The sequence below is a fragment of the Faecalicoccus sp. genome (genome assembly GCF_036552745.1).
In the GTDB taxonomy this organism is placed as follows: Bacteria; Bacillota_I; Bacilli_A; order Erysipelotrichales; family Erysipelotrichaceae; genus Faecalicoccus.
On record NZ_JAXKBY010000144.1, the window covers coordinates 1 to 22,251 of the forward strand.

General features: G+C 38.5%; 27 protein-coding genes and 1 other annotated feature. All 27 genes read right to left on the reverse strand.

What is annotated here, in order from left to right; genetic code table 11:
* Nucleotides 1-518: thymidylate synthase (locus U0M88_RS06775; protein ID WP_331869317.1), on the reverse strand; the 518-nt coding region annotated here is incomplete at its 3' end.
* Nucleotides 519-541: 23 nt separating this feature from the next.
* Entirely contained in the window at nucleotides 542-1,918 is a 1,377-nt protein-coding gene (locus U0M88_RS06780) for an aminopeptidase (RefSeq protein ID WP_331869318.1), read from the reverse strand.
* The gene (gene murI / locus U0M88_RS06785; RefSeq protein ID WP_331869319.1) at nucleotides 1,915-2,691 is read right to left on the reverse strand and encodes a glutamate racemase; all 777 of its coding nucleotides are present in this window, start codon (nucleotides 2,689-2,691) and stop codon (nucleotides 1,915-1,917) included. Before murI ends, U0M88_RS06780 begins: the two co-directional genes overlap by 4 nt.
* 374 nt (nucleotides 2,692-3,065) lie before the next feature.
* Complete coding sequence (locus U0M88_RS06790) at nucleotides 3,066-3,797, reverse strand: PH domain-containing protein (protein WP_331869320.1); 732 nt, start codon at nucleotides 3,795-3,797, stop codon at nucleotides 3,066-3,068.
* Nucleotides 3,798-3,830: 33 nt separating this feature from the next.
* Nucleotides 3,831-3,968, reverse strand: coding sequence for a hypothetical protein (locus tag U0M88_RS06795; protein ID WP_331869321.1), 138 nt, complete (start codon nucleotides 3,966-3,968; stop codon nucleotides 3,831-3,833).
* 29 nt (nucleotides 3,969-3,997) lie between these two features.
* Nucleotides 3,998-4,222: a hypothetical protein gene (locus tag U0M88_RS06800; RefSeq protein ID WP_331869322.1), complete on the reverse strand. Its 225-nt coding sequence runs from the start codon at nucleotides 4,220-4,222 to the stop codon at nucleotides 3,998-4,000.
* Between the two features lie 299 nt (nucleotides 4,223-4,521).
* Nucleotides 4,522-5,670 (reverse strand): hypothetical protein, encoded by a 1,149-nt coding sequence (locus tag U0M88_RS06805; protein ID WP_331869323.1) that lies wholly within the window; start codon nucleotides 5,668-5,670, stop codon nucleotides 4,522-4,524.
* A gap of 173 nt (nucleotides 5,671-5,843) precedes the next feature.
* The gene (locus tag U0M88_RS06810) at nucleotides 5,844-5,999 is read right to left on the reverse strand and encodes a hypothetical protein (RefSeq protein ID WP_022789237.1); all 156 of its coding nucleotides are present in this window, start codon (nucleotides 5,997-5,999) and stop codon (nucleotides 5,844-5,846) included.
* 122 nt (nucleotides 6,000-6,121) lie between these two features.
* Entirely contained in the window at nucleotides 6,122-6,919 is a 798-nt protein-coding gene (locus U0M88_RS06815; RefSeq protein WP_331869324.1) for an ABC transporter permease subunit, read from the reverse strand.
* Nucleotides 6,916-7,794, reverse strand: coding sequence for an ABC transporter ATP-binding protein (locus tag U0M88_RS06820; RefSeq protein ID WP_331869325.1), 879 nt, complete (start codon nucleotides 7,792-7,794; stop codon nucleotides 6,916-6,918). The genes U0M88_RS06815 and U0M88_RS06820 overlap by 4 nt, the downstream gene beginning before the upstream one ends.
* Before the next feature lie 291 nt (nucleotides 7,795-8,085).
* Nucleotides 8,086-8,409, reverse strand: a complete 324-nt coding sequence (hisE, locus tag U0M88_RS06825) for a phosphoribosyl-ATP diphosphatase (RefSeq protein ID WP_022789234.1) — start codon at nucleotides 8,407-8,409, stop codon at nucleotides 8,086-8,088.
* Complete coding sequence (hisI, locus tag U0M88_RS06830) at nucleotides 8,406-8,735, reverse strand: phosphoribosyl-AMP cyclohydrolase (protein ID WP_331869326.1); 330 nt, start codon at nucleotides 8,733-8,735, stop codon at nucleotides 8,406-8,408. Before hisI ends, hisE begins: the two co-directional genes overlap by 4 nt.
* Nucleotides 8,732-9,493 carry an imidazole glycerol phosphate synthase subunit HisF gene (hisF, locus tag U0M88_RS06835; protein ID WP_331869327.1) on the reverse strand — a complete coding sequence of 254 codons (762 nt, stop codon included), beginning with the start codon at nucleotides 9,491-9,493 and terminating at the stop codon, nucleotides 8,732-8,734. Before hisF ends, hisI begins: the two co-directional genes overlap by 4 nt.
* Nucleotide 9,494: 1 nt before the next feature.
* Nucleotides 9,495-10,214, reverse strand: coding sequence for a 1-(5-phosphoribosyl)-5-[(5-phosphoribosylamino)methylideneamino]imidazole-4-carboxamide isomerase (gene hisA, locus U0M88_RS06840; protein WP_167698905.1), 720 nt, complete (start codon nucleotides 10,212-10,214; stop codon nucleotides 9,495-9,497).
* Entirely contained in the window at nucleotides 10,211-10,825 is a 615-nt protein-coding gene (gene hisH, locus U0M88_RS06845; RefSeq protein WP_167698906.1) for an imidazole glycerol phosphate synthase subunit HisH, read from the reverse strand. Before hisH ends, hisA begins: the two co-directional genes overlap by 4 nt.
* A complete protein-coding gene (gene hisB / locus U0M88_RS06850; RefSeq protein ID WP_167698907.1) occupies nucleotides 10,822-11,406 on the reverse strand; it encodes an imidazoleglycerol-phosphate dehydratase HisB in 585 nt (194 codons plus the stop codon). The genes hisH and hisB overlap by 4 nt, the downstream gene beginning before the upstream one ends.
* Nucleotides 11,393-12,421: a pyridoxal phosphate-dependent aminotransferase gene (locus U0M88_RS06855; RefSeq protein WP_331869328.1), complete on the reverse strand. Its 1,029-nt coding sequence runs from the start codon at nucleotides 12,419-12,421 to the stop codon at nucleotides 11,393-11,395. The genes hisB and U0M88_RS06855 overlap by 14 nt, the downstream gene beginning before the upstream one ends.
* A complete protein-coding gene (gene hisD / locus U0M88_RS06860; RefSeq protein ID WP_331869329.1) occupies nucleotides 12,418-13,707 on the reverse strand; it encodes a histidinol dehydrogenase in 1,290 nt (429 codons plus the stop codon). Before hisD ends, U0M88_RS06855 begins: the two co-directional genes overlap by 4 nt.
* Nucleotides 13,688-14,335 (reverse strand): ATP phosphoribosyltransferase, encoded by a 648-nt coding sequence (gene hisG / locus U0M88_RS06865; RefSeq protein WP_331869330.1) that lies wholly within the window; start codon nucleotides 14,333-14,335, stop codon nucleotides 13,688-13,690. Before hisG ends, hisD begins: the two co-directional genes overlap by 20 nt.
* Entirely contained in the window at nucleotides 14,332-15,444 is a 1,113-nt protein-coding gene (hisZ, locus tag U0M88_RS06870) for an ATP phosphoribosyltransferase regulatory subunit (protein WP_331869331.1), read from the reverse strand. Before hisZ ends, hisG begins: the two co-directional genes overlap by 4 nt.
* 36 nt (nucleotides 15,445-15,480) lie before the next feature.
* Nucleotides 15,481-15,713, reverse strand: a binding site (T-box leader).
* A gap of 71 nt (nucleotides 15,714-15,784) precedes the next feature.
* On the reverse strand, nucleotides 15,785-15,988 hold the full coding sequence (locus U0M88_RS06875; RefSeq protein ID WP_022789224.1) for a DUF3791 domain-containing protein: 204 nt from the start codon (nucleotides 15,986-15,988) through the stop codon (nucleotides 15,785-15,787).
* A 56-nt stretch (nucleotides 15,989-16,044) separates the two neighbouring features.
* On the reverse strand, nucleotides 16,045-16,902 hold the full coding sequence (locus tag U0M88_RS06880) for a M15 family metallopeptidase (protein WP_331869332.1): 858 nt from the start codon (nucleotides 16,900-16,902) through the stop codon (nucleotides 16,045-16,047).
* Between the two features lie 6 nt (nucleotides 16,903-16,908).
* A complete protein-coding gene (locus U0M88_RS06885; protein WP_331869333.1) occupies nucleotides 16,909-17,619 on the reverse strand; it encodes a zinc ribbon domain-containing protein in 711 nt (236 codons plus the stop codon).
* A gap of 36 nt (nucleotides 17,620-17,655) precedes the next feature.
* Nucleotides 17,656-18,882 (reverse strand): DUF2130 domain-containing protein, encoded by a 1,227-nt coding sequence (locus U0M88_RS06890; protein ID WP_331869334.1) that lies wholly within the window; start codon nucleotides 18,880-18,882, stop codon nucleotides 17,656-17,658.
* 43 nt (nucleotides 18,883-18,925) lie between these two features.
* Complete coding sequence (locus U0M88_RS06895; RefSeq protein ID WP_331869335.1) at nucleotides 18,926-19,681, reverse strand: hypothetical protein; 756 nt, start codon at nucleotides 19,679-19,681, stop codon at nucleotides 18,926-18,928.
* A gap of 371 nt (nucleotides 19,682-20,052) precedes the next feature.
* Nucleotides 20,053-20,910, reverse strand: coding sequence for a YitT family protein (locus U0M88_RS06900; RefSeq protein WP_331869336.1), 858 nt, complete (start codon nucleotides 20,908-20,910; stop codon nucleotides 20,053-20,055).
* Nucleotides 20,911-20,912: 2 nt separating this feature from the next.
* A complete protein-coding gene (locus tag U0M88_RS06905; RefSeq protein WP_331869337.1) occupies nucleotides 20,913-22,247 on the reverse strand; it encodes an RsmB/NOP family class I SAM-dependent RNA methyltransferase in 1,335 nt (444 codons plus the stop codon).
* Nucleotides 22,248-22,251: the final 4 nt, after the last annotated feature.

Sequence of the window (22,251 nt, forward strand, 5' to 3'; positions counted from 1 at the left end):
GTAATATCCCATTCACTGGACCAGACACAACTTGGCAATACCGCTGTATCTAAGTATTCATCCTGCCATAAAGACATCACACGACGACGATCATTCACATCGTTTTTCAAAGAATATATTAACTTATCCATCAAGCCCATTTTCTTAACTATATAACCGTAGGCTGTTCCAATGGTATGGGCAAACGAAGGATCAAAATGCTTTAACACGGCACCGGTCTTTTCATCACACCAGTCCCCATTCTCGTTGATCTCCCATAAATCCCAGATATGCACATTTCTTTCCTGCAGCCAGCGAACATCGTTCGACTGTGCCTGATAGATCCACAACATTTCCAAGACAGCCTGACGAATGAACAACTGCTTTGTGGTCAAAATGGGAAACTCTTTTCCTACATCCAGTTGAAAGTGTGCACTGGGCACCTTGATCGTATCAATTCCTGTACGATTCTCAACTCTTTTACCATCAGTGATGATCTTTTCGCATAATTCACAATATATCGTATCCCACATTGCCATAAAACTGTCCCTCCATCTTTATTCTAGTTCATGTTTTGTAAAAATGCTTTATAGCCTTTATAGGCTTCATAGACGTCTGCTTTGGAGCTGACTTCAAAAGGTGAATGCATATTTAATACTGGTACACCGAAATCTACGACCTGCATACCATAATTAGCTAAGATATAGGCAATCGTTCCACCACCGCCTAAATCCACTTTTCCTAATTCGACATATTGGATCTTTACATGATTTTGATCCATGATGTTTCTTAAATGCGCCATGTATTCCGCATTGGCATCGTTGCTGCCGCTTTTTCCTCGCGCTCCTACATACTTCAACAACGCAACACCACAGCCTAAATATGCCTGATTGTTTGGTGAACTGGCTTCCGGATAGTTTGGATCGTGTGCGGCGGCCACATCACTTGACAACATCGTAGAATTCTGTAGGGTGCGTTTGAGTGTTCTTTCATCTTTATATCCCATCGCATATAAAATCTCACGAACAAAGTTTTCAAAGAATTGAGAATGCATACCGGTTGCTCCCTGCGATCCCACTTCTTCTTTATCCACCAATAAGGTCACACTGGTTCGTTTGACGCTTTCACAATCTAATTGTGCCATGAGGGAAGTATAGGCACAAACACGATCATCCTGTCCATAACCGATCACCATACTGGAATCCAAGCCGCAGCTTCTAGCCGGATCGGCCGGCACAAATTCCAACTCAGCGCTGAAAAAGTCTTCTTCCTCAATGCCATATTGATTTTTTAAGATCGCCAGACAATTTTTCTTAATAGCCTCTTTCTCTTCATCCGCTACCGGAATGTTGCCAAATGTCACATTCAAGTTTTCTCCCGGAATCACATTGGATGCATTTTCTTTCATACGCTCCTGGCTTAAATGGATCAATAGATCGCTGACTACGAATACCGGATCGTTTTCTTTGGTTCCGATGGAAATTTCTTTGGTCGTTCCATCTTTTAAACAGACTACGCCCATCAATGCCAAAGGTACCGTTACCCACTGATACTTTTTAATGCCTCCATAGTAATGAAGATCTAATAAAGCTAACCCTCCATCTTCATATAATGGATTTGGCTTTACATCCAGTCTAGGTGAGTCCACATGAGCTCCTAAGATGTTCAATCCCTTTTCCAATGGATCGGTTCCGATATTCATTAAAGCCATAGACTTATTCATCATATTCACATATACTTTGTCACCCGGCTTTAACTCTTTCTGGTTTTCAATGACATCCTGAATATCCTGATAGCCCTTTGCCTTGGCTAAGGCAATGGCCTCGGAAATAAACAATCGTTCGGTTTTTGCCTTAGATATCATCTTCATATACTGCTCGTTAAAAGAAAAAACATTTTGTTTTTCATTTTCATTGTACTGCAGCCACGCGCTTTTCATTTACATTCCTCCAATCTTTGAAATAGTTTCTTTGAATATTCTACTTTCTCTTCCAATGTATTTTTGATTTCTACTTTCCCCATTTTTTTATTCGATAAAAGCTGCTTTTGTCCCAGCAGATCCTTTAAGTGTGCTGCAGTTCCTTCATTGCCATCCACGATTTGAACCGAATCAGGCAATAATTGACGCAACGTTTTTTTATAGAAGATGAAGTGTGTGCACCCTAGAACAATACTGTCTAAAGATTCACCCTGATCCTTTTGTATATAGAAGTTTAATGTATCCTTTACTTTTTTTGTATCTCCTAATTGAACTTTTTCTACCAGTTCTACCAGATCGGGACAAGGGATACGATCAATCTGATGCTCTTGATCAAAGCGATGCATCAAATTGGCAAATTTTTCTTCTTTTAAGGTAAATGAAGTCGCCCAAACTGCGATCCGTTGTTTTTCACCTAAAGAACAGGCAACCTTTAAGGCCGGCTCCATACCAATGATATCGATTGGATACTTCTCTCGCAACAAAGGCACACATGCACTGGTTGCGGTATTACAGGCAATCACGATAGCCTTGCATCCTAATTCCATAAACACATCACAAATTTTTAGGCAGCGTTCGGTAATCTCTTCCTTTGTCTTTATCCCATAAGGATTATATTTTGAATCTCCTATATAGATCAAATCTTCACCCGGCATCATCTGGTGTATTGTATGTAGTACACTGATACCGCCTAAACCTGAATCAAAAATACCAATTGGACTTTCTGCTTGCATTTCAGATTCCTCCATGCGCAAAATTATACCATAAAATAAAAAGAACGCTGTATGAAAAGCATTCTATCTTCACTCTGCATAAGAAAAGAACTCCAATGAGATCCATCACCTTCTATTTTTTCTTTTTCTTTGGTATCTCTTGAAGTTCTTTTTCCTTTCCATTGTCCTTTTTTCTCTTCACCCTTTTTCTCAGGATGTCTTCTTTGTTTTACTATTTTTCTTTACCATAAGGACCAATGGATTTTCTATGTAACTTAGATCCTATTTCTAAGTTATCATCCCTTTGTTCACTTGTAGTATAACACGCCAACTTTCAAAGAAAATAGAACTGGAAAACTCTGTTGGTTTTCTGTCCAAATCGGAATAAAAATCATTTAAGACTGACTTTCTTCCAATTTTTCCTTCAGTTTATCAAACATCGCATTCGTCTTTTTTGTATCTTCCTGATTAAAAACCACATAACCGTCTTTTGTATTAATAATGATCACATTGGTATTGTTTGTATAGGCATATAGGTCATAATTTCCCAACGTATCGTTTCGAAATTCTCCTGAGGAAATTTTTGAATTGCCGACACCAAATGACCGATTTCCAAATGAGAAATCCTCTTTTTGCGCAACCGATTTGATATTTTTATATTCTATCGTTTTAGAGGGTGTCAATGTGGCAGACAGATGAATATCCTTCTCGTTCATTTCTACATCGATACTTCCCATAAACATCACAAAAGCACTGCATATCAGAACAACAATTGTAAGAATCGTTGAACCTTTCAACAGTGGTTTTGCCGCTTTCTTCGTTGAAGTTGATGTTTTTAGAAAGCCCTGATAACTGGCATAACGATCCAATCCGATCTTTTGGACAAGAACTGCGATCAAGGCACCCATCACCAAAAGAGGCAGTGTAGATGGATACAAACCAGCTAATACAAAAGAAAATCCCAATATCAGCATGCTGAGTCCGGTAATTTGTAGAGCATTGTTTACATCATATTCTTTTTCAAAGTCTTCCATCGATCGATGGCGTAAAAATAAAAAATCCGCTTTTTTAAAGAAACAAAGACTACCTGCAGCCAAAAGAATTCCTCCCACGATAAAATAGAACATGTATGAAGTCCTCCTTACATTTCATGATTTGCCTTATAGATTCGAAACCAGAATATTCCCACGACTATAATTAGAAAAATTAGGGCCGCCGGCAATATCCAACGCATTGGTAATGGCTTTTGTACAAAAATCTGAAGATAGTAGTACATCCCACAAAATTGCATCAGACAATGAATGGCATCCATGAGATTTTGAAACGCTTAATTGATCATAGAAACATTCTTTTGTGTGATAGTAATGGCCCATTCATAGGAAAAGAATTGAACAGGAGCACCCGGTTTATATTGCGGGCGATAGCGCCAACAGCCTACAAAGAAGATTGTAAAAAGAAGTAAAGGCCATCCACATTGCCACACGGTTCCCTGGTTGTTTTTAAGGTCGACACCGATAAAATAAAACTGCAATGTTTCATTGGCATAGTTCACTATGCAACATCCATACAATAAAAAACTGATCAGTAAAAAGAAAACAGGAATACGATGTAGCCAATACCCAGTCATCGAGAGTATTATTGGGCTCTTTTAATGTATCATCAAACATCATTCTACTGGATGTATCACTAAAAGACCCTAATAATACTCTGCACATAGTGCATGCGGTCTATTTCTTATGATTTTACAAAAAAAACGGGGACTCACTATAAGCAGTTCCCGTTTTGATAGATATAATTTTATATAAACTAATATAAAATAGTTTTCATTTTATTATCGTTGGAATTATCAGTTCATTTATTTTTATAATTTGTTGATCTTTCATCTGCAAAATAATACTCTCTAAATTTATCCAACGAAATAGATACATTATTTACAAAAGTTAAGTCAATATCATCACCAATATAAGCATATCCAACAGGTTGTTCAGACTGATTAATCACATCTTCATAGGTTGGGCGAGCTTCCCCTTTCACTTCCTGGTGCGTATTTAAATCGATAAATAAATTGGTTTGCGACTTATCCGTGGTAGAGAACAAGGGTTTCAAGCCACTTTTTGACGTTCCAATTTTATCTCCCAGCTGAATAGAAGTCTTTAAATCGGTAAGATCAAGCGTTGTTCCTGGTGCAGTTGAGCTATAATCGGCTCCACCACTTCTTTCAGGTATAGCGGCCTCTTTATCTAAGCCATTTAACTGCCGATATGCATTTTCTTCCACATAATGAATTGTCGCAGTAGGATACATAAAGACTGGAGTGATTGTCCAACCGGCCGATCCTCCATTAGGGCTGGAGTTTGATCCAATCAAATTAGTACGTGCTTGAAAATAAGTGATGGGATTTCCGTCCATCTCAGCACTTCCACTAAAATAGTACCGTCCCTTAGCTCCATTTTTAAACTCGAAAAAAATTGTAGAAGGATCTAAATTTTGCCCATTCAACTGAAGTTTTGTTGCAGGATACATTTGTCCACTGTAAGCGCCACTTTCATATGAAAGAGTCGATTGTGTATGACGAATGGCAGCAATAAAAGGAATTGTAATTTTATCCCAACCATCACTGGAAGCCTCTCCGGCAAACATGTACCAGTTTAATCCTTTGATTTGATTTCCATATTGATGCAAAAAATCATTTGGCAACAAATTTGGCTCAGGACTATCAACCATAATTGTAGAACCATCTTTTAGAACGACTTCATACTTCACTAAAAGCGTCTTTAAAAAATTCTTCGATGACGCAGAGGAAACATGCGCATTGATTTCTTCCTCAGACATCCTATCCGGAAAAGGATTCGTTCCTTTTTCATAACTGTCCACTATGTAGGGATCATCGTCAGTGGTCCCCGAACCTTGCGCATACACAGGAATTGTTGAGAAGGATGCACTAAGCATCAGAAATGCCGAGAAGCAAATCGACAAAATGTTTCGTTTTCTCACCTTCATATTCTATCTCCTTCCAGGCTGTCTTATCGTTACACATCACACACTGAAATTTGTTGACTTGTTTTAACATTCAGTCATTTTGGCATTATAATTTGTTTTTTAGGTATAACGAATACAGACAACGGTTAGCCTAGTATCATTATAGGCTTTTTAAAGAATTAATAAAAGCGCTTTTATCTATTTTCTTGATGATTTTCGCATACATATCCTTTAAACATTGAAAAAGAAAAGAGCTCACTCTCAAGTCCTAACCTCTTTTCATTATTGTTTTGCTGAAGGACTTTATTTGAACCCTTTTCAATTACCATAGATTTCTTTTTACCATCCATGGATTTTTATGATAACTTAGATCTTATTCTAAGTTATTTCCTTTGTTGTCTATACCATAACACACCTTATACATATTTCAATAAGGCTGGAATTTTTGGTTTCGTTTTTGTCCTTTTTCGACCTACAATGGAAGATTTCTTTTAGAAAAACAAATTTTTCCTAACACTAAAAATCCAAAACCAACTACAAATAAAATTAAAACACCGATAAATCCTGTGCCTTCATACTCAATAATCTTTTCTGGTGAAAACAGACGGAGCGGTGTCAAATAATTCAAAAAGTTAAAATCCTCATTTACATCCGACAACATCTGAATCAAAAGAAACAGAAACCCAATACCTGCACCACAACCAATCGAATAACGGACTTCGTTAAATACACAGGCTGTAAAAAAACAAAGAGAGCCTAAAAAGATATGCAGGCAAAATAAGCCTATGTTCAGATACAGGAAACACCAAAAATCTAAAGACTCCTGCATTAAAATGGTGCTGCAAAAAAGAAGCAATGCCGTCGTATAAGTCATTAGTATCAAATGTTCCAGCACAAAGACAACAATCTGTGTTTGAAGAATTGCTTTTCGTCCATAGTTTGTATTTAATAAATATGCCATGGATCCCTGATCCATATAACGTGCCACCAGCGTATAGGATAATAAAATCGAAAACACAAAGGGAATCAAAATTAAAATAAAGCCATATAGATAATTAATCAAAAAATCTAGCATGGTACTTCCAGGATCTTTCATACCAAAGGCAGCAAAAAGTTCCGGCATACTTTTGGCAAGTTCATTCATCCCCTGCCCAATATCAGGGTCAAACATTAACGTAATAACAGTTCCATATAAAGTAATCAAAGCCATAAAAATTAACAACATTTTTACATTGGACTTCAACTCTGTTTTCAATAAGGTTAAACTCATATCGCTTCTCCTTGATAATAAGAAAGAAAAAAATCTTCCAAGCTTTGATCATATACATGAAGATTGTTTAATTTATAGTTAGATAATTCTTTCAACAAAGTTTGGATATCCTGATTCCATAAAAGAACAACTTGATGGTCTTGAAGGTTGCTCTTTTTATATTTCTGATGAAAGGCCAACGCATCCTTGTGTGATGAAAAACAAATCTCATAATATGTATTTCTTTTTTTCTGCATTTCTTCCATAGAGGTATTGACCAGAATCTTTCCTTCTTTGATGAGTACAATATGATTACATGTGTGTTCTATTTCTTCAAATAGGTGAGATGACATCAATATGGTTTTACCTCTTTTTTTCTCGTTTTGAATCCACTCTACAAACTTCTTCTGCATCAAAGGATCAAGACCGCTTGTTGGTTCATCCAAGATCAAGATCGGTGCATCCTGCATAAAGGCTAACACCAGGCCAAGCTTTTGTTTCATTCCTTTGGACATTTTCTTGATATTGACTTTTGTATCCAGTTCAAAATAATGAATGAGTTCGTTAGCTCGTTTCAAATCGGTAACACCCTTCATCTGTGCCATAAATTCAATAAAGCTTTGCCCACTCATCGCATTCATAAAACGAATCTCTCCCGGCAGGTAGCCAATCTTACTTTGTATGTGCTCGGCATTTTGAAAACAGTTTTCTCCATCAATCAATGCTTGCCCCCTATCCGGATGAAGAAAGCCCATCAAATGACGAATCGTAGTTGTCTTTCCAGCTCCATTGGCACCGATAAAGCCGGTCGTTTCTCCTCTTTGAATTGAAAAATCGACATCAAAAATTCCTTTATGATTCCCAAAATCCTTTGTCAGATGTTGTATTTCTATCATAATTACTCCATATTGACTTTCTTGTTTGATGAGTCAACTTTATAGTATGACTAAAATGCCAAAAAGAAAAGAGCTCACTCTCAAGTCCTATCCTCTTTTCATTGTTGTTTTGCTGAAGGACTTTATTTGAACCCTTTTCAATTACCATAGATCTCTTTTTACCATCCATGGATTTTTATGATAACTTAGATCTTATTCTAAGTTATTTCCTTTGTCACTTATAGCTTACCATAGAAAAGGACAGATACAAGTCAATTGGATTTTTTGGTAATCTTTCTGTCCTTTTTGGCCTTATAGATTCGTAATCGGCTTTCTTTCTGCTTTTAGATTATGTTTTTTCTTAGAACGTCTGGCCAGTTCTTCTTCCACTTCCTGTAAAGATACACCTTTTTGTGCCATGAGAACGAAGATATGATAAAACAAATCACCCAGTTCATTGACAAGATCGGTATTTGTCTGACTTAAGGCCGCAATGATTACTTCGGTATTTTCTTCCCCTACTTTTTTTAAGATCTTTTCCAATCCTTTGTCAAAAAGATAAGCAGTATAACTTCCTTCTTCTGGATTTTTTTTACGATCCAATATCGTTTCATATAATGCTTCAAATTCATTCATTCGATTTCTTCTCCTTCCATCGTTCTATAAAAACAGGAATGTCTTCCGGTATGACAGGCGGCTCCTTCTTGCTCGACAAACAAAAGGATCGTATCTTCATCACAATCCACCAGGATTTGTTTCACATGTTGATAGTGTCCGCTGGTTTCTCCTTTGATCCAAAGTTCATTACGGGAGCGTGACCAATATGTTGCCAATCCTGTTACCATCGTCTTCTTTAAACTTTCTTCATTCATATAGGCCAACATCAAAACATCTTTGGTGCCTACTTCCTGCACGATGCAGGGAACCAGGCCATTCTGTTTTTCAAAATCAATTTTGATCATAGTCTTACCGGAATTCCTTTCTTTTGTAGATAGACTTTTACATCCTGCACACTCAGTTCATCATAGTGAAATAAACTGGCAGCCAATGCGGCATCGGCCACATCGGTTTCAAACACTTCGGCAACATGCTCTAAGCTGCCACAGCCGCCGGATGCGATCACCGGAACATTGGTGATGTTTCGTACCGCCTGCAACATCTTTAGATCATAGCCTTGTTTTACCCCATCGGTATCCATCGATGTCAAAAGAATTTCACCGGCACCTAATGAAACACCTTTTTGTACCCATTCTAATAAATCCATTCCGGTATCGATGCATCCGCCATGAATCACAACATTCCATCCGCTTTGATCAACTCTTGCTTTGGCATCGATGGCCAGCACAATACACTGATTGCCAAAAATCTGTGCTCCCTGTGATATTAATTCCGGATTTTTGACGGCTGCCGAATTTAAGCTGACCTTATCCGCACCGGCCCGCAATACACGTTTAATATCTTCGATGGTCTTTAAGCCACCACCTACAGTAAATGGCATATAAATCGAAGAAGCAACTTGTTCAACGACCTGTACCATGGTATCTCGTCCTTCATGGGTTGCGGTAATATCTAAAAAGACGAGTTCATCAGCGCCCTGCTCATAGTATTTTTGAGCCAGTTCGACAGGATCGCCCACCTCTTTTAACCCCACAAAATTGATACCCTTGACCACTTTGCCATTCTTTACATCCAGACAGGGAATAATTCTTTTTGTCAGCATCCTACCCCTCCTTACAAAGCTTTAAGGCTTCTTTTAAATCCAGTGTATGAGCATACATGGCTTTACCAGTAATCGCTCCATAAAGATCTAAATCTTTTAAAGCCTGAATATGCGATAGATCCCGTATTCCTCCTGAGGCGATGATCTGTATCGATACTGCATCCTTTAACTTTTTTAACATTTCCAGATTGGGGCCGGCCAAGGTTCCATCTTTGGAAATATCGGTAAAGATAATCGTTTTTACTCCATAGTCTTCCATCGTTTTCGCAAAATCCAGGTAATCGACATCACTTTGCACCAACCATCCGGAGCCGCAGACTTTGCCATCTTTACAATCGATACCAACCGCAATCTTTTCTCCATATTTTTTCAAAGCATCTTTTAAAAACGCAGGATCTTCTAAGGCAGCCGTTCCTAAAATCACACGAGAAACACCGGATGTCAGATAAAAATCCACCGTATCCATGGAACGAATTCCACCGCCGACTTCTACCGGAATCGATAGAGCCTGTGCCGTTTCGCAAATCAGTCTTGCATTTTCCAGCTTTCCGCTTTTAGCGCCGTCTAAATCGACCATGTGTAAATACTGTGCTTTCATGGCTTCAAATTCTTTGGCAATTTCCAATACACTTTGACCTACAATTTCTTTTTGATGATAATCACCCTGATACAAACGCACAGGAGCCTGGTCAATGATATCAATGGCAGGTAGTAGTATCATACAAATTCCTCCAAATAATATTGTAGTATTTTTAATCCATCTTCTCCGCTTTTTTCCGGATGAAACTGACATCCCATCACATTTTCATGCATGACCAATCCCGGGATTTTCATCGTTCCATAGTCACAATAGCCAATCAGATCATCAGAATCCATATTGGATGCATAATAAGAATGTACATAATAAACATAGGGATGGACTGAAAGTTTGGAAAAGATCGGATGTTCATTTTCTTTGATCAAATCATTCCAGCCAATATGCGGCACACGAACTTTTTGATCTTTCATAAAGACAATCTGTCCTTTTAAAAAGCCAAAGCCTTCATGCATGCCATTTTCCTCACTGCTTTCAAAAAATGACTGCATACCAAGACAAATTCCCAACAAGGGCTTTTTTTCTTTGCGAACCCAGTTTTCTATAAATACATCTAATTGAGCTTCCTTGATATTCTTCATCATATCACCAAAGGCACCTACACCCGGTAAGATCAGTTTCTGACATTGTTCTAATTTTACCGGATCACTGCTGATCAAGACATCAAAGCCCAGTTTTTGAACCGCATTGTGTACACTGAACAAATTGCCCATGCCATAGTCAATGATCCCGATCATACTTCGATCCAACCTTTAGATGAAGGAATCTGATCGGAAATGATCGTAACCGCCTGTTTTAAAGCCCTTCCCAAGGCTTTAAAAATCGCTTCGATTTGATGATGATCATTAGAACCATACAAGACATTGACATGCAGTGTAATACCCGCCTGTACAGCTACTGCTCTTAAAAATTCTTCCACCATCTCGGTGCTGAAGTTACCGACATTTTCTCTTTTGAACTCAGCATGAAAAACAAGATACGGGCGACCGCTGATATCCAATGTCACATTACACAAGGTTTCATCCATCGGTAGTTGAAAAAAGCCGTAACGCTGAATTCCTTTTTTATCACCTAAAGCCTGTTTTAACGCATTGCCCAGGGCAATTCCACAGTCTTCTACAGTATGATGATCACAAACTTCTAAGTCACCGTGAGCCTGCACATCAAGATCCATGCCGGAGTGAAAGCTTAATAAAGTCAACATATGATCAAAAAAGCCAATACCGGTTTCAATGGATGCCTGACCATTTCCATCCACATTTAACGATAAAGAAATTTGTGTTTCTTTGGTCTTTCGTTCTATTTTACTGGTTCGCATATGTTTCCTCCTTTTCAAAGGCATCCAATACTTCCTGGATCCATTGATTCTCTTGTGTTGTTCCTATTGTAACACGGCAATAGTTCTTTTGTTGGTAACTGCGTATGCTTAATCCTTTTTGCGCAAACAAAGCTAATAGCTTATCGATGTGCGGTGTCTGGATCAACAAAAAGTTAGCCTCGCTCTTTGAGAAAGAAAAGGAGGTATAAGATTTTGATAAAAAGACATCTCGTTCCTTTTTGATCCGTTCAATCTCCGGTTTAAATTCAGCGGCATGCGCTAATACGATTTCTGCTGCCTTCATCGATAAGGAATTCACCGAATAAGGCACATGATTATCTCGAATGGCTTCCATATTTGCTTTGGATGTGATCAAAAAGCCAATACGAGCACCGGCCAGTCCAAAAGCCTTGGAGAGTGTTCTGGTCACATATAAGTTAGGGCATATATCCAATAAAGAAAGGCAAGTGTCCGGGGCAAACTCGGCATACGCTTCATCGATCACAACAGGACATTCAAAGGCTTTACAGATTTTTTCAATCTGTTCATTATTCAAAAATTGACCGGTTGGATTATTTGGATTACTAAAAAGAACCAGTTGTGGCTTTTCTTGTTTTCCAAAACGAATGAACGCATTCACATCCATTGCCTGTAAAGGATCTAAGGCATATCGTACAATTTGAGCTTCATAACTGGAAGCATAGTAATCGTACATGCCAAAATCAGGAGCTAATGTTAAAAGCTTTTTTTCTTTCCCTAAAAAGGTACCGATCAAAAAGCCTAAATGCTGGTCTGAGCCATTGCCGGCTAGAATTTGATCGGCCGGAACCTGGATCCAGTTTCCATAGGCTTCACAAAGCTTTTGACAGGCATCATCGGGATATCGGTTAAATTCAATATCAAAGATCGCATCTTGAATTTCTTTTCGAATGGCAGCCGATAAATTCTTTGAACTTTCGTTGGCATTTAATAAAACACCTTGTTGCGTATGCACTTTATACTGGACTTGTTTCATTGTTTGTCCTCCATTCGTATTCTTGCGGCATTGGCATGTCCCTGAAGTTGTTCTTCTTTAGCAATGACGATGATCTCTTTTCCATAAGCTTCGATAGCTTCTTGGGTATAATGCAAATAACTGCTCTTCTTAATAAAGGCATCGACTCCTAACGCACTGGAGAATCGGGCGGTTCCTGATGTTGGCAAGACGTGATTGGTTCCACCGAAGTAATCACCGATTGATTCACACGTATAATAGCCCATAAAGACAGAGCCGGCATTTTTTACCAAATCTAAATACATTTCCGGTTCTTTGACCATCAATTCCAAGTGTTCCGGTGCTACGGCATTCGAAATGGCAATACATTCTTCGATCGTATCACAGACCACACTTTTTCCATAATCACGTAACGAAGCTTCAATGATATCTTTTTTAGGAAGCACAGCACTCTGTCTTTGTAAGGCCGCATTGACCTTCTCTAATAAAACTTGGCTGGTTGTCACTAAGATGGCACTGGCCATCGGATCGTGTTCTGCCTGCGAAATTAAATCGGCTGCCACATATTCCGGATTGGCCTCTTCATCCGCAATGACAAGGATTTCACTGGGACCGGCAATCATATCGATATCGACCTTACCAAATACCATCTTTTTGGCCGCCGCTACATAAATATTGCCCGGCCCGGTGATCTTATCGACGCTCTGAATGGATTGCGTACCATAGGCTAAGGCCGCAATGGCCTGCGCTCCACCAATTTTATAAATTTCGGATACACCGGCAATTTTTGCCGCATAGGCAATATTGGGATGAATCTTTCCTTGTTTATCCGGCGGTGTGACCATGACGATTCTTTTAACACCGGCTACATGGGCAGGAATCGCATTCATCAATACCGAACTTGGATATTGTGCTCTTCCTCCAGGCACGTAGATTCCTACACTCTCTAATGGAAGTACTCTTTGCCCCAAATAGATGCCCATCTCTTTTTGAAGACGATAGCCTTTTTGCCGTTGTGCCTGATGAAAATCTATAATATTCTGCGCTGCCTTTTGCATAGCTTTACAAAAATCCGGATCACATTGTTGAATGGCTTCTTCTAATTCTTCTTCAGTCACTCTAAACGTCTTTTGATCGACCCCATCAAACTGTTTGGTATAACGTCGGCAGGCTTCATCCTTATTTTCTTTGACATCTTCAATGATCTTTGAAACTTGAATTAACACATCAGAAGAGATTTCCTGATTTCTTCCGGCAATAAAATTTGCCAATTCCTGCGTATTATTTTTATTGATTCGTGTCAGCATTTGATTTCACCACACTTTCCAAGTCTTGTACAAATTGTAAGACTTCTTCTCTTTTCAATTTAAAACTGGCTTTATTGACGATTACACGAGCACTGATATCACAAACCTCATCAAGAATGACCAGACCGTTTTCTTTTAATGTCGTTCCGGTTTCCACGATATCCACGATACCATCAGCCAGTCCTAAAATCGGTGCCAGTTCAACCGATCCATCAATCTTGATCACTTCTACATCGATTCCCTGATCAAGAAAATACTTTCGGGCCACATTGGGATATTTTGTCCCGATTTTTACATGCCCGACTTTATTAAAAACTTTCTTTTCCGGCAAGGAGGCCACACAAAACTTACATTCTCCGATTTTTAAGTCTAACAGCTCATAATTCTCGGATTCTCTTTCCAACAACGTGTCTTTTCCCACAACCCCGATATCGGCGACACCATGATTGACATAGGTGATCACATCGTTGGACTTTACCAGAAAATAACGAACCGGTTTGATCGTATCTTCAAAGACAAGGGCACGTCCTTTATCCTTTAAATTCTGTGTTCCATAGCCTACCTGATCTAACATCGCCACGGTTTTCTTTTCCAATCGGCCTTTTGTCAAGGCAATGCTTAAACTCATTGCACACCCTCCTGTATCTTAATTTCGCATCCTTCATAGGGAATTAGCTTTACTTCTTTTTCCTTTCGCAGCTCTTTAGCCTTTTGAAAAGCTTCCAGCTGTTTAGACATCGGATAGTATAAAAACAAAACCTTCTTTGATACACTGTCGATCACATCCAGCAAATAATCGAGTTTCACACTAAAGCCAACAGCCGGCATATCTTTTCCAAACGTATTGAGAAGATGATCATAGCGTCCTCCGCTTAACACACTGGTACCGACTCCTTCTACATAGCCTTCAAATAAAATGCCGGTGTAGTAATCTAAATGCGGTACTTTTCCTAAATCAAACGTGATCGTATCTTCATATCCCAGCGACTTCAGATTTTCTTGAAGTTTTTGCAGCTTTCTAACAATTTCTTTTAATTCTTCATCAAAGCTTGCCTGCATGGCGTTTTCTAAACCATCTTTTCCATTCAACAAAGGAAGTTGATAAAAGAAAGCTTCCTGCTCTTTGGAAAGCTGTAAGGATGATAAATACGCTTTTAGATCCACCATACTTTTTTGATCAATAAGCTTGGCCAGAGTTTCAATTTGATCTTCCGGAAGTTCTAGTAAAGCACATGCTTTTTTAAAGAATGAACTGTTTCCGATTTCCAATGTATAAGAGGAAGCTTGAAAGCTTTGCATCGTATCTAATGCACAACACAAGACCTCCAAATCACTTTGTTCATCCAGTCCGATCAGTTCTACACCACAATCTGTGACTTCACTTCGCTTGCCCGCAAAGCTTTCCCGTACTTTAAAGACATTGGCACAATAGCGAAAACGAAACGGCCCTTCTTTATCTTTGTATTTGGAAGCACAAATACGAGCAATAGGAACTGTCATATCCATACGAAGTGCCAATGTATTACTTTTGGCATCAAAAAATTTATACATCTCTTGCTCCTTTAAAGAAGAAAACGCTTTTTGGTATGTTTCCAAAAATTCGATCGTCGGAGCGATGACTTCTTCATAACCATACGATTGAAAAATCGATTCGATACGATTTTGAAGCTGTCTTTTCTTTCGCGTTTCTTCAAAAACCAAATCTCTCATACCCAAAGGCAAACGAATTTGACGCATATATATCCTCCTTATATAAACAAAAAAAACGCCCTCTATAAGGACGTTATCAACGTGGTTCCACCTTACTTCACCATCATCTTACGATAATGATCTCATCAAGTACTAACATACTCTAACACAATAACGGGTGTACCCGATGCCAACTACTGTTCTTTCGCCGACATAGCTCCAGGATGTGTTCATATAAAGTCGCTCTTTCTTTTCACCAGCCAGAAAGTCTCTTGAAACGTATCTTTTATACTACTCTTTCCTATCACTGCTTATGCATACAATATAATCAGTATTCGATCAATTGTCAACTGATAAATGAAAGAAATTTCATAAATGAAAACGATTTTCAATTCTGCATCAAGGCTACTAATTCATTTTGAACGATCAACCAGCTCTGTGTTTTTAAGACGGAAAAACAAGGCAGGATAAAATTTTCGATGATCTTTTTGGCATTAAATCGTGTATAGACTTCTTCCTGCGAGATCTCCAAATAAAGAGCTAATCGCTGTATGCATAAAACAATAAAGGTTATTTCGTCCATCGGTTTCATAAAAACATCCTCCGTTCTGTTTTCAGAATAGAGGATGTTTTGACATGATTTATGTCTTATTGTGCATAATATAAATATTCTTCCAGACACCACTGATTTTCATGGATCTTGGTAGCAGCATCAACACCTACATAGCGTAAATGCCAGCTTTCCGGTGCAATCAACGTATAATCTTCTTTATCATCCGGATAGCGAAGAATAAAACCATATTCATGCATATGCTCTAATAACCACGAATACGAAGGATGATTTCGAACCGCATCCAGATCACTGGTATCATTATCCATTCGAATATCGACAGAAAGTCCGGTTTGGTGTTCACTGGAACCCGGTCTTGTCCAATAGGCATCCGCATACTCTTGCCCATAGTTTGTGACGCCGTTATTATACAAATTCTCTTGATACTCGTAGCTTCGATAAGCCGAACAAGCATTCAAAATAAAGCCTTGTTTGTAGCTTGCCTGTACCAGTTTTTCAAAGGCATCGGCCGCTTCCTTGCGCATATAGACCGTTCCATTTTCACCGCTGGAGGAAACCGATATAAGATCGGATGGTTCATAATCCGATGGCAAATCATAATATTTGTTGACCAGCTGTAGCATAGAATCCAGATCTTCTACCGGTTGCATATGTGTATAAGCTTCCTGATCTAAATGCATCCAAACTTGTTTTTGTACTTCTTCAGTCGACAAATCCGGATGTGCCTTGGCATAGACTTGTTCACGATCATTTAAAACAGGCTCTGTTTCCTTTTCTTCTTTCTTTACTTCTTCTTTGATTTCGGTTTTCGGCTCTGTCGGCTGTAACATCTTATAACCTAAAAAGCCTAAGGAGGCGACCAAGGCCACAGCCAGTACCACAATGATACCTATCAGAAAAGCACCAAGTTTAGTCAGCCTGCGTTTTCTTTTCATAAAAGTCTATTCCTCACGAAGATAATCGTAGTCATTATCTTGTATACAGACCCAATCGCCGGAGGAAGATCTTCCCCAGTAGCTGCCATTGGAACCGGAAATGATTTCTTCAATAAAAATTCGTTCATCTTTTCGCAGATGCCCGGTTTGTGTCGCATTGTAGTCGCCGGCATTGCGCCGGGCCATATTGTAGTTTGCCTTGTACCAGGTATCGATTTCAAAACCATATTGATAATGATCTTCCGATTCACTTTCATCTTTTTGACGATCTTCTAACCGATCGTTTCTGTCTTCCAGATATTCGTTTTCATCCTGAAGATCATCCGCTTCCTCTTCTGCCTTTTTACGTGCTTCCTTTTCTTGTTCTTTTTCTTGTTCCAAGCGAGCGATTTCCTGTCGATGTTGGATTTCCTGTTGATGTTGGATTTCCTGTTGATGATTAAAATAAGTCACAAGCACTACACCACCAATCACAAACAAACCAACCAGTACACCCAAGGCAATCAAAACCGGGACATGTGAATTCTTTTTCGATGGTTTGATCACTTCTGTTTTCTCTTCCTCGACTGGTTTGCTCCAATCATCGTTTAGCCCCTCTTCTTTATGTGGATCAAAAACAGGCGGTGTTTGCCGCTCCGGTTCATCTAACGGTTTCCCGCAGTGAATACAATATTTTACGCTCTCCGGATTTTCCTTTTGACAATGTCTGCAAATCATAGTTTACTTTCCCTTCTTCTTAAAAACAGTATAACACTACTTTTCTTTTTGTTCTTTAAACATTTTCTGCATTGTCGGATTTTTATACGTTAAGGAACGAATGCTTAGATTATCCACCTTTTTATTGGCAATATGCAACTGTCTGTCACTTGCCAATAAGTTTTCTCTGACCTTTTGTAGATGCAGGATTGTTTTATCAATTTCATCCACAGCCGATTGAAATTTTCGACTTGCCATATCTACATTTTTTAAAAAACCCTCTTTAAAATCCATCATTTTTTCTTCAAAGTGCGTAATATCAATATTCTGTTCTTTGATAGCTTCCAATTCTTTACGAATCTGTACATTTTTTAGAGCTGCATTGCGCAAGATCGTAATCATAGGAATAAAAAACTGAGGACGAATCACATACATCTTGTCATAACGATGCGACATATCCACGATCCCACTGTTGTATAATTCACTTTCCGGCTCCAGTAAAGAAACTAAGACCGCATACTCACAATGCTTCTGATTGCGATCCTTATCCAATTCTTTTAGAAACGATTCATTGGTCTTTTTGGTGGCGGTTTGATCGGCTTCATTTTTCATCTCAAACATAATGGAGATGATTTCATTGCCCTCATCATCAAATTCTTTAAAGATGTAATCCCCTTTACTTCCGGTAGAGGCATCATTATCTTTTTCAAAATAAGAATTTTGAAATCCTGTAGCACGTAATTGATTAAACTGAATCTCACAATGCTGTTCCAATGTTTCTCCCAACATTTTTGTCGATAAGCGAAGTTTCATATCTTTATAGTATTCGATCATTTCTTCTTTGGATTTCAGTTCCAGTGCATACTTGTTAACTAACTCCTGTTTTTCTCTTTCCATCTCTTCCTTTTCTTTTTCAAAGCGATGCGCGATCTTTTCATTTTCCAACTCTGACTGCGCCTTAGATAACTGAATCTGATTTTTTAGATTTGATACTTCTTCCTGCATACTCTGCAGTTCCTTTTCTTTTTCCTGCATCAATGAATGTTTCAGGCGCTCTTCCCGGATTATCCATTCTTTTTCTTTGACCTGCGTTTCTTGTTGAAGGGCTTTAAACTGGGCATCAAATTTTTCTTTTTGAAGCTGCAGCTCTTTTTCGTATTTTTGTTCCAGAACGGTTCTTTCTTTTTCTAATTCTTCATCCTTGATTTGTTTTAAAATCTCATAATAACTGTCATCATCGATTTTAAACACTGTTTGGCAATTGGGACACTTTATTTCTTTCATGTGATTTCTCCTTTCGAAAAAGCTGATTTCTTACGAAACCAGCTTATAATGCATAGGCCTTTTCTACGACCACACAATAACTACTTCCCTGTTGTTTGATCTTGCCGATGATCATAGCGTTTGTACCGCCAAAATCAATCAAATGCATTGGGTCTTCAATGGATATAAAAGTCGAATGATCTCCGTTATATAGGATCATACCACCACTTGTCATGGCCTGTGGTAAATCTCCCTGCAGCCAGACTGACTGACCACTTTTTTGAAGAAGATCGCCGTATTGAAGCGTTTCATCCACACTCAACGGATCACTTTGTGACCAGGATATCGCATTATCCGATGAAGAAGAATTTGAATCTGATGATGTTTCAGGTGCATTATTGGAACCTTGTACATCCTTTACAGGATTCTGTTGTGAAGATTCTGTTTTTTCTTCCACATCTTCTTTCGCATCTTCCTTTGTATCTTCTTTTTTATTTTCTTTCTCTTTTACCGTAAACCGCAGCGTATTGCTTGTGACATCATCCTGACTGGCTGTCACCTGATATTCTCCTGCCGTTTGTGGTACAACAAGCAAGGTATTTTCTTTTAAAGAAAGATCGGCTTTCTTTGTCACACGAAATGATTCTTTATCCAATTCAAAATCTGAAGGATCGGTCTCAACCTCCACTTCCACAGTATCACCGACTTCAATCTCTTTGGCATCCTCCACAGAAAGTCGAATAGATTCCAAAGACGGAGAAGAACAACCAAACAATAACATCGCACCAAGTAATAAACTCATGATTTGTTTTCGTTTCATAGGATTACAACTCCTTTATAATTTTATAGATTCATCTTAACACGAACGCTTTCAAAACTCAAAATTGAGTATAATATAATAACCAATTTCATCTATCTAATCAAGTATTCATTCACGTCAGTATAAAAATGACAGTGAAGAAATAAAAATGCATCAAGCTTAATGATAAAACATTTTAAATTTTATGGAGTACTAAAGGCTTTTTACAAATTTTGATGTTTTAATAATGGATATCATATTTGAGCAGGCAAGATATCATAATGAAGAAGATGTCGAGCTTGCGAAAAAGATTATTAACCACATAGAGAAAAAGATAAATCAAACAAAGCTATAATAAAGGAGAGTTAAGCTATTTTAACTCTCCCGTTCTTTTACAACCGTTTTTCAAATCCGCCCGATATTTTCTGTCCTTCACTTAAGATCATAAAGGCATGTGGATCTACAGTTTTTATGGCTTTCTCTAGACGCCGGATCTCATATTTGTTTAACGCAACAACCAGTATATCTTTTTCCTGGCCGGTATAAACACCCTGTCCTTTCCAACAGGTTACGCCACGTCCGGTAATTCGCATGATTTCCTTTTTTAAATTTTCGTTTTGCGTAAAGATCATGGCTGAAATATTGATATTTTGATAGTGCACCTTATCGCCAACAAAATACATGATCGCTACAAAAATAATAGAATATAAGGCATTCTGTAAATTTACGATATAGGCAAAAATCGCAAACACAAAGAAATTTAAAATGATAGAAAGTTTTCCGACAGAAAAATTAGGTTTAGTCTTGGAAAAATAAACACCTAATATATCAATTCCACCGGCACAGCTGCTGCTTTGCAGGCAAAGCCCGACACCAACACCGCTCATCAAAGCACCAAATACACAATTGCTTAGCATATCCGGCATAATGGCTTCTGTTCGTAATGGCAATAGTGATAAAGTAATCATCTGAATGATGATACTGATCAAAGTTCTTAGACAAAAGGATTTTGAAATTGATTTGAGTGCCAAAATATATAAAGGCACATTTAAAAGCATATTCATGATACCCGTTAGATCAAAAGAATCCGGATTGGGATTCAAAGGACGCAGTACGATATTTAATATCTGCGCGATACCTACAACACCCCCGGAGTTTAATCCGCTGGGTGTGATAAAAAAGTAGATCCCCAAGGAAAATAAAATACTTCCAATAATTACTTTAATATATTTTAAGACTTCATCTTTCATTTTCAAAAATCTCCTTTAGTCACATGACTCTTGGGCAATAAGCGTAAGCCTTTAGGAATCCGGTTGTTGATCCTATGCCCGTCGCTTTTCCCAAAACCAAATGGAATGCCATCAATACAATAACAGGTATATCCCTTTTTACATTCATAGGGAATCTGTAATCCATGCATTACTTCATCCATCTGCGCTAGATCCAATTCTACACTTTGTTTATAATTCTCTTTTGAGAATGCCATAAACAAAGCATGCGCAGGTTCAAATCTTTTTTTGACCAGATTGCCTGCCAGGATGCCTTGTCGCAAACAATGTGTTTTCTTAAATTCGATAAACGGATGGTCCATAATATAAAACGCATCATCCTGCTGATATGCATATCTTGGAATATTCACCAGGAATTCCTGAAGAATATCGTCACACTGATCTTTTTTTCGAACCTTTTTTATAGGAAGCTTTCTTACTTCTCCCTGCATTTTCTGCATCTTACAAATAAAATGACCTTCCCCCTTCTGCATAGGGAAAATGCGAACCACCTTATCAGCATCCATGCCCGGTGTATCAAAGCCTCTTTGTCCAAAGGATACTTCCGGATCGACCTGCTGCATATCCGGATGTCTTTTTAAGAAGGAGGCAATGGTTTCTTCGTTTTCTTCTCTGGCATACGTACAAGTCGAATAGACCATATATCCACCTTTTTTTAATGCTTTATAGGCCTGATCCAGAATATAGTCCTGCCGCATAGCACATTGTTGTATATTTTTCAGTGACCAGTTATCCTGAGCGGCATCGTGTTTTTTCATCATGCCTTCGCCGGAGCATGGTGCATCGACCAAGACTCTGTCAAAGCAGGACTCCAACTCTTCGCAAACAACTTTAGTATCGCCTTGTGTCAGGCAAAAATTTTGTGCGGACATGCGCTCCAAATTTGATAATAAAATTCTGGCTCGTTTGCCATCATACTCATTGGATACCAGAAAGCCATCCTGCAACTGTGATAAAATCTGACTGGATTTTCCACCCGGTGCCGCACAGAGATCCAATACTGTATCCGAAGGTTGTACATCCAATATGGTAACCGCTGCCGAAGCACTTGGCTCCTGTAAATAGAACGCACCGGCAATATGATAAGGATGGTTTCCTAAAGATCGATCGATGTAATAGCCATAAGCATAAAAAAGACTAGGTTCCAAAAGTGGTGTATTAGCTTTCAGCATTTCTTTCGTGATCTTTTTAGGATGATAGCTTAACCCTTTATACATCGGTTGTTCCAAAGATCTCTCAAAAGCCGGATAGTCTTCTTTTAACTCTCTTTTCATGCGTTCTAAAAATAAATCGTTCATAATT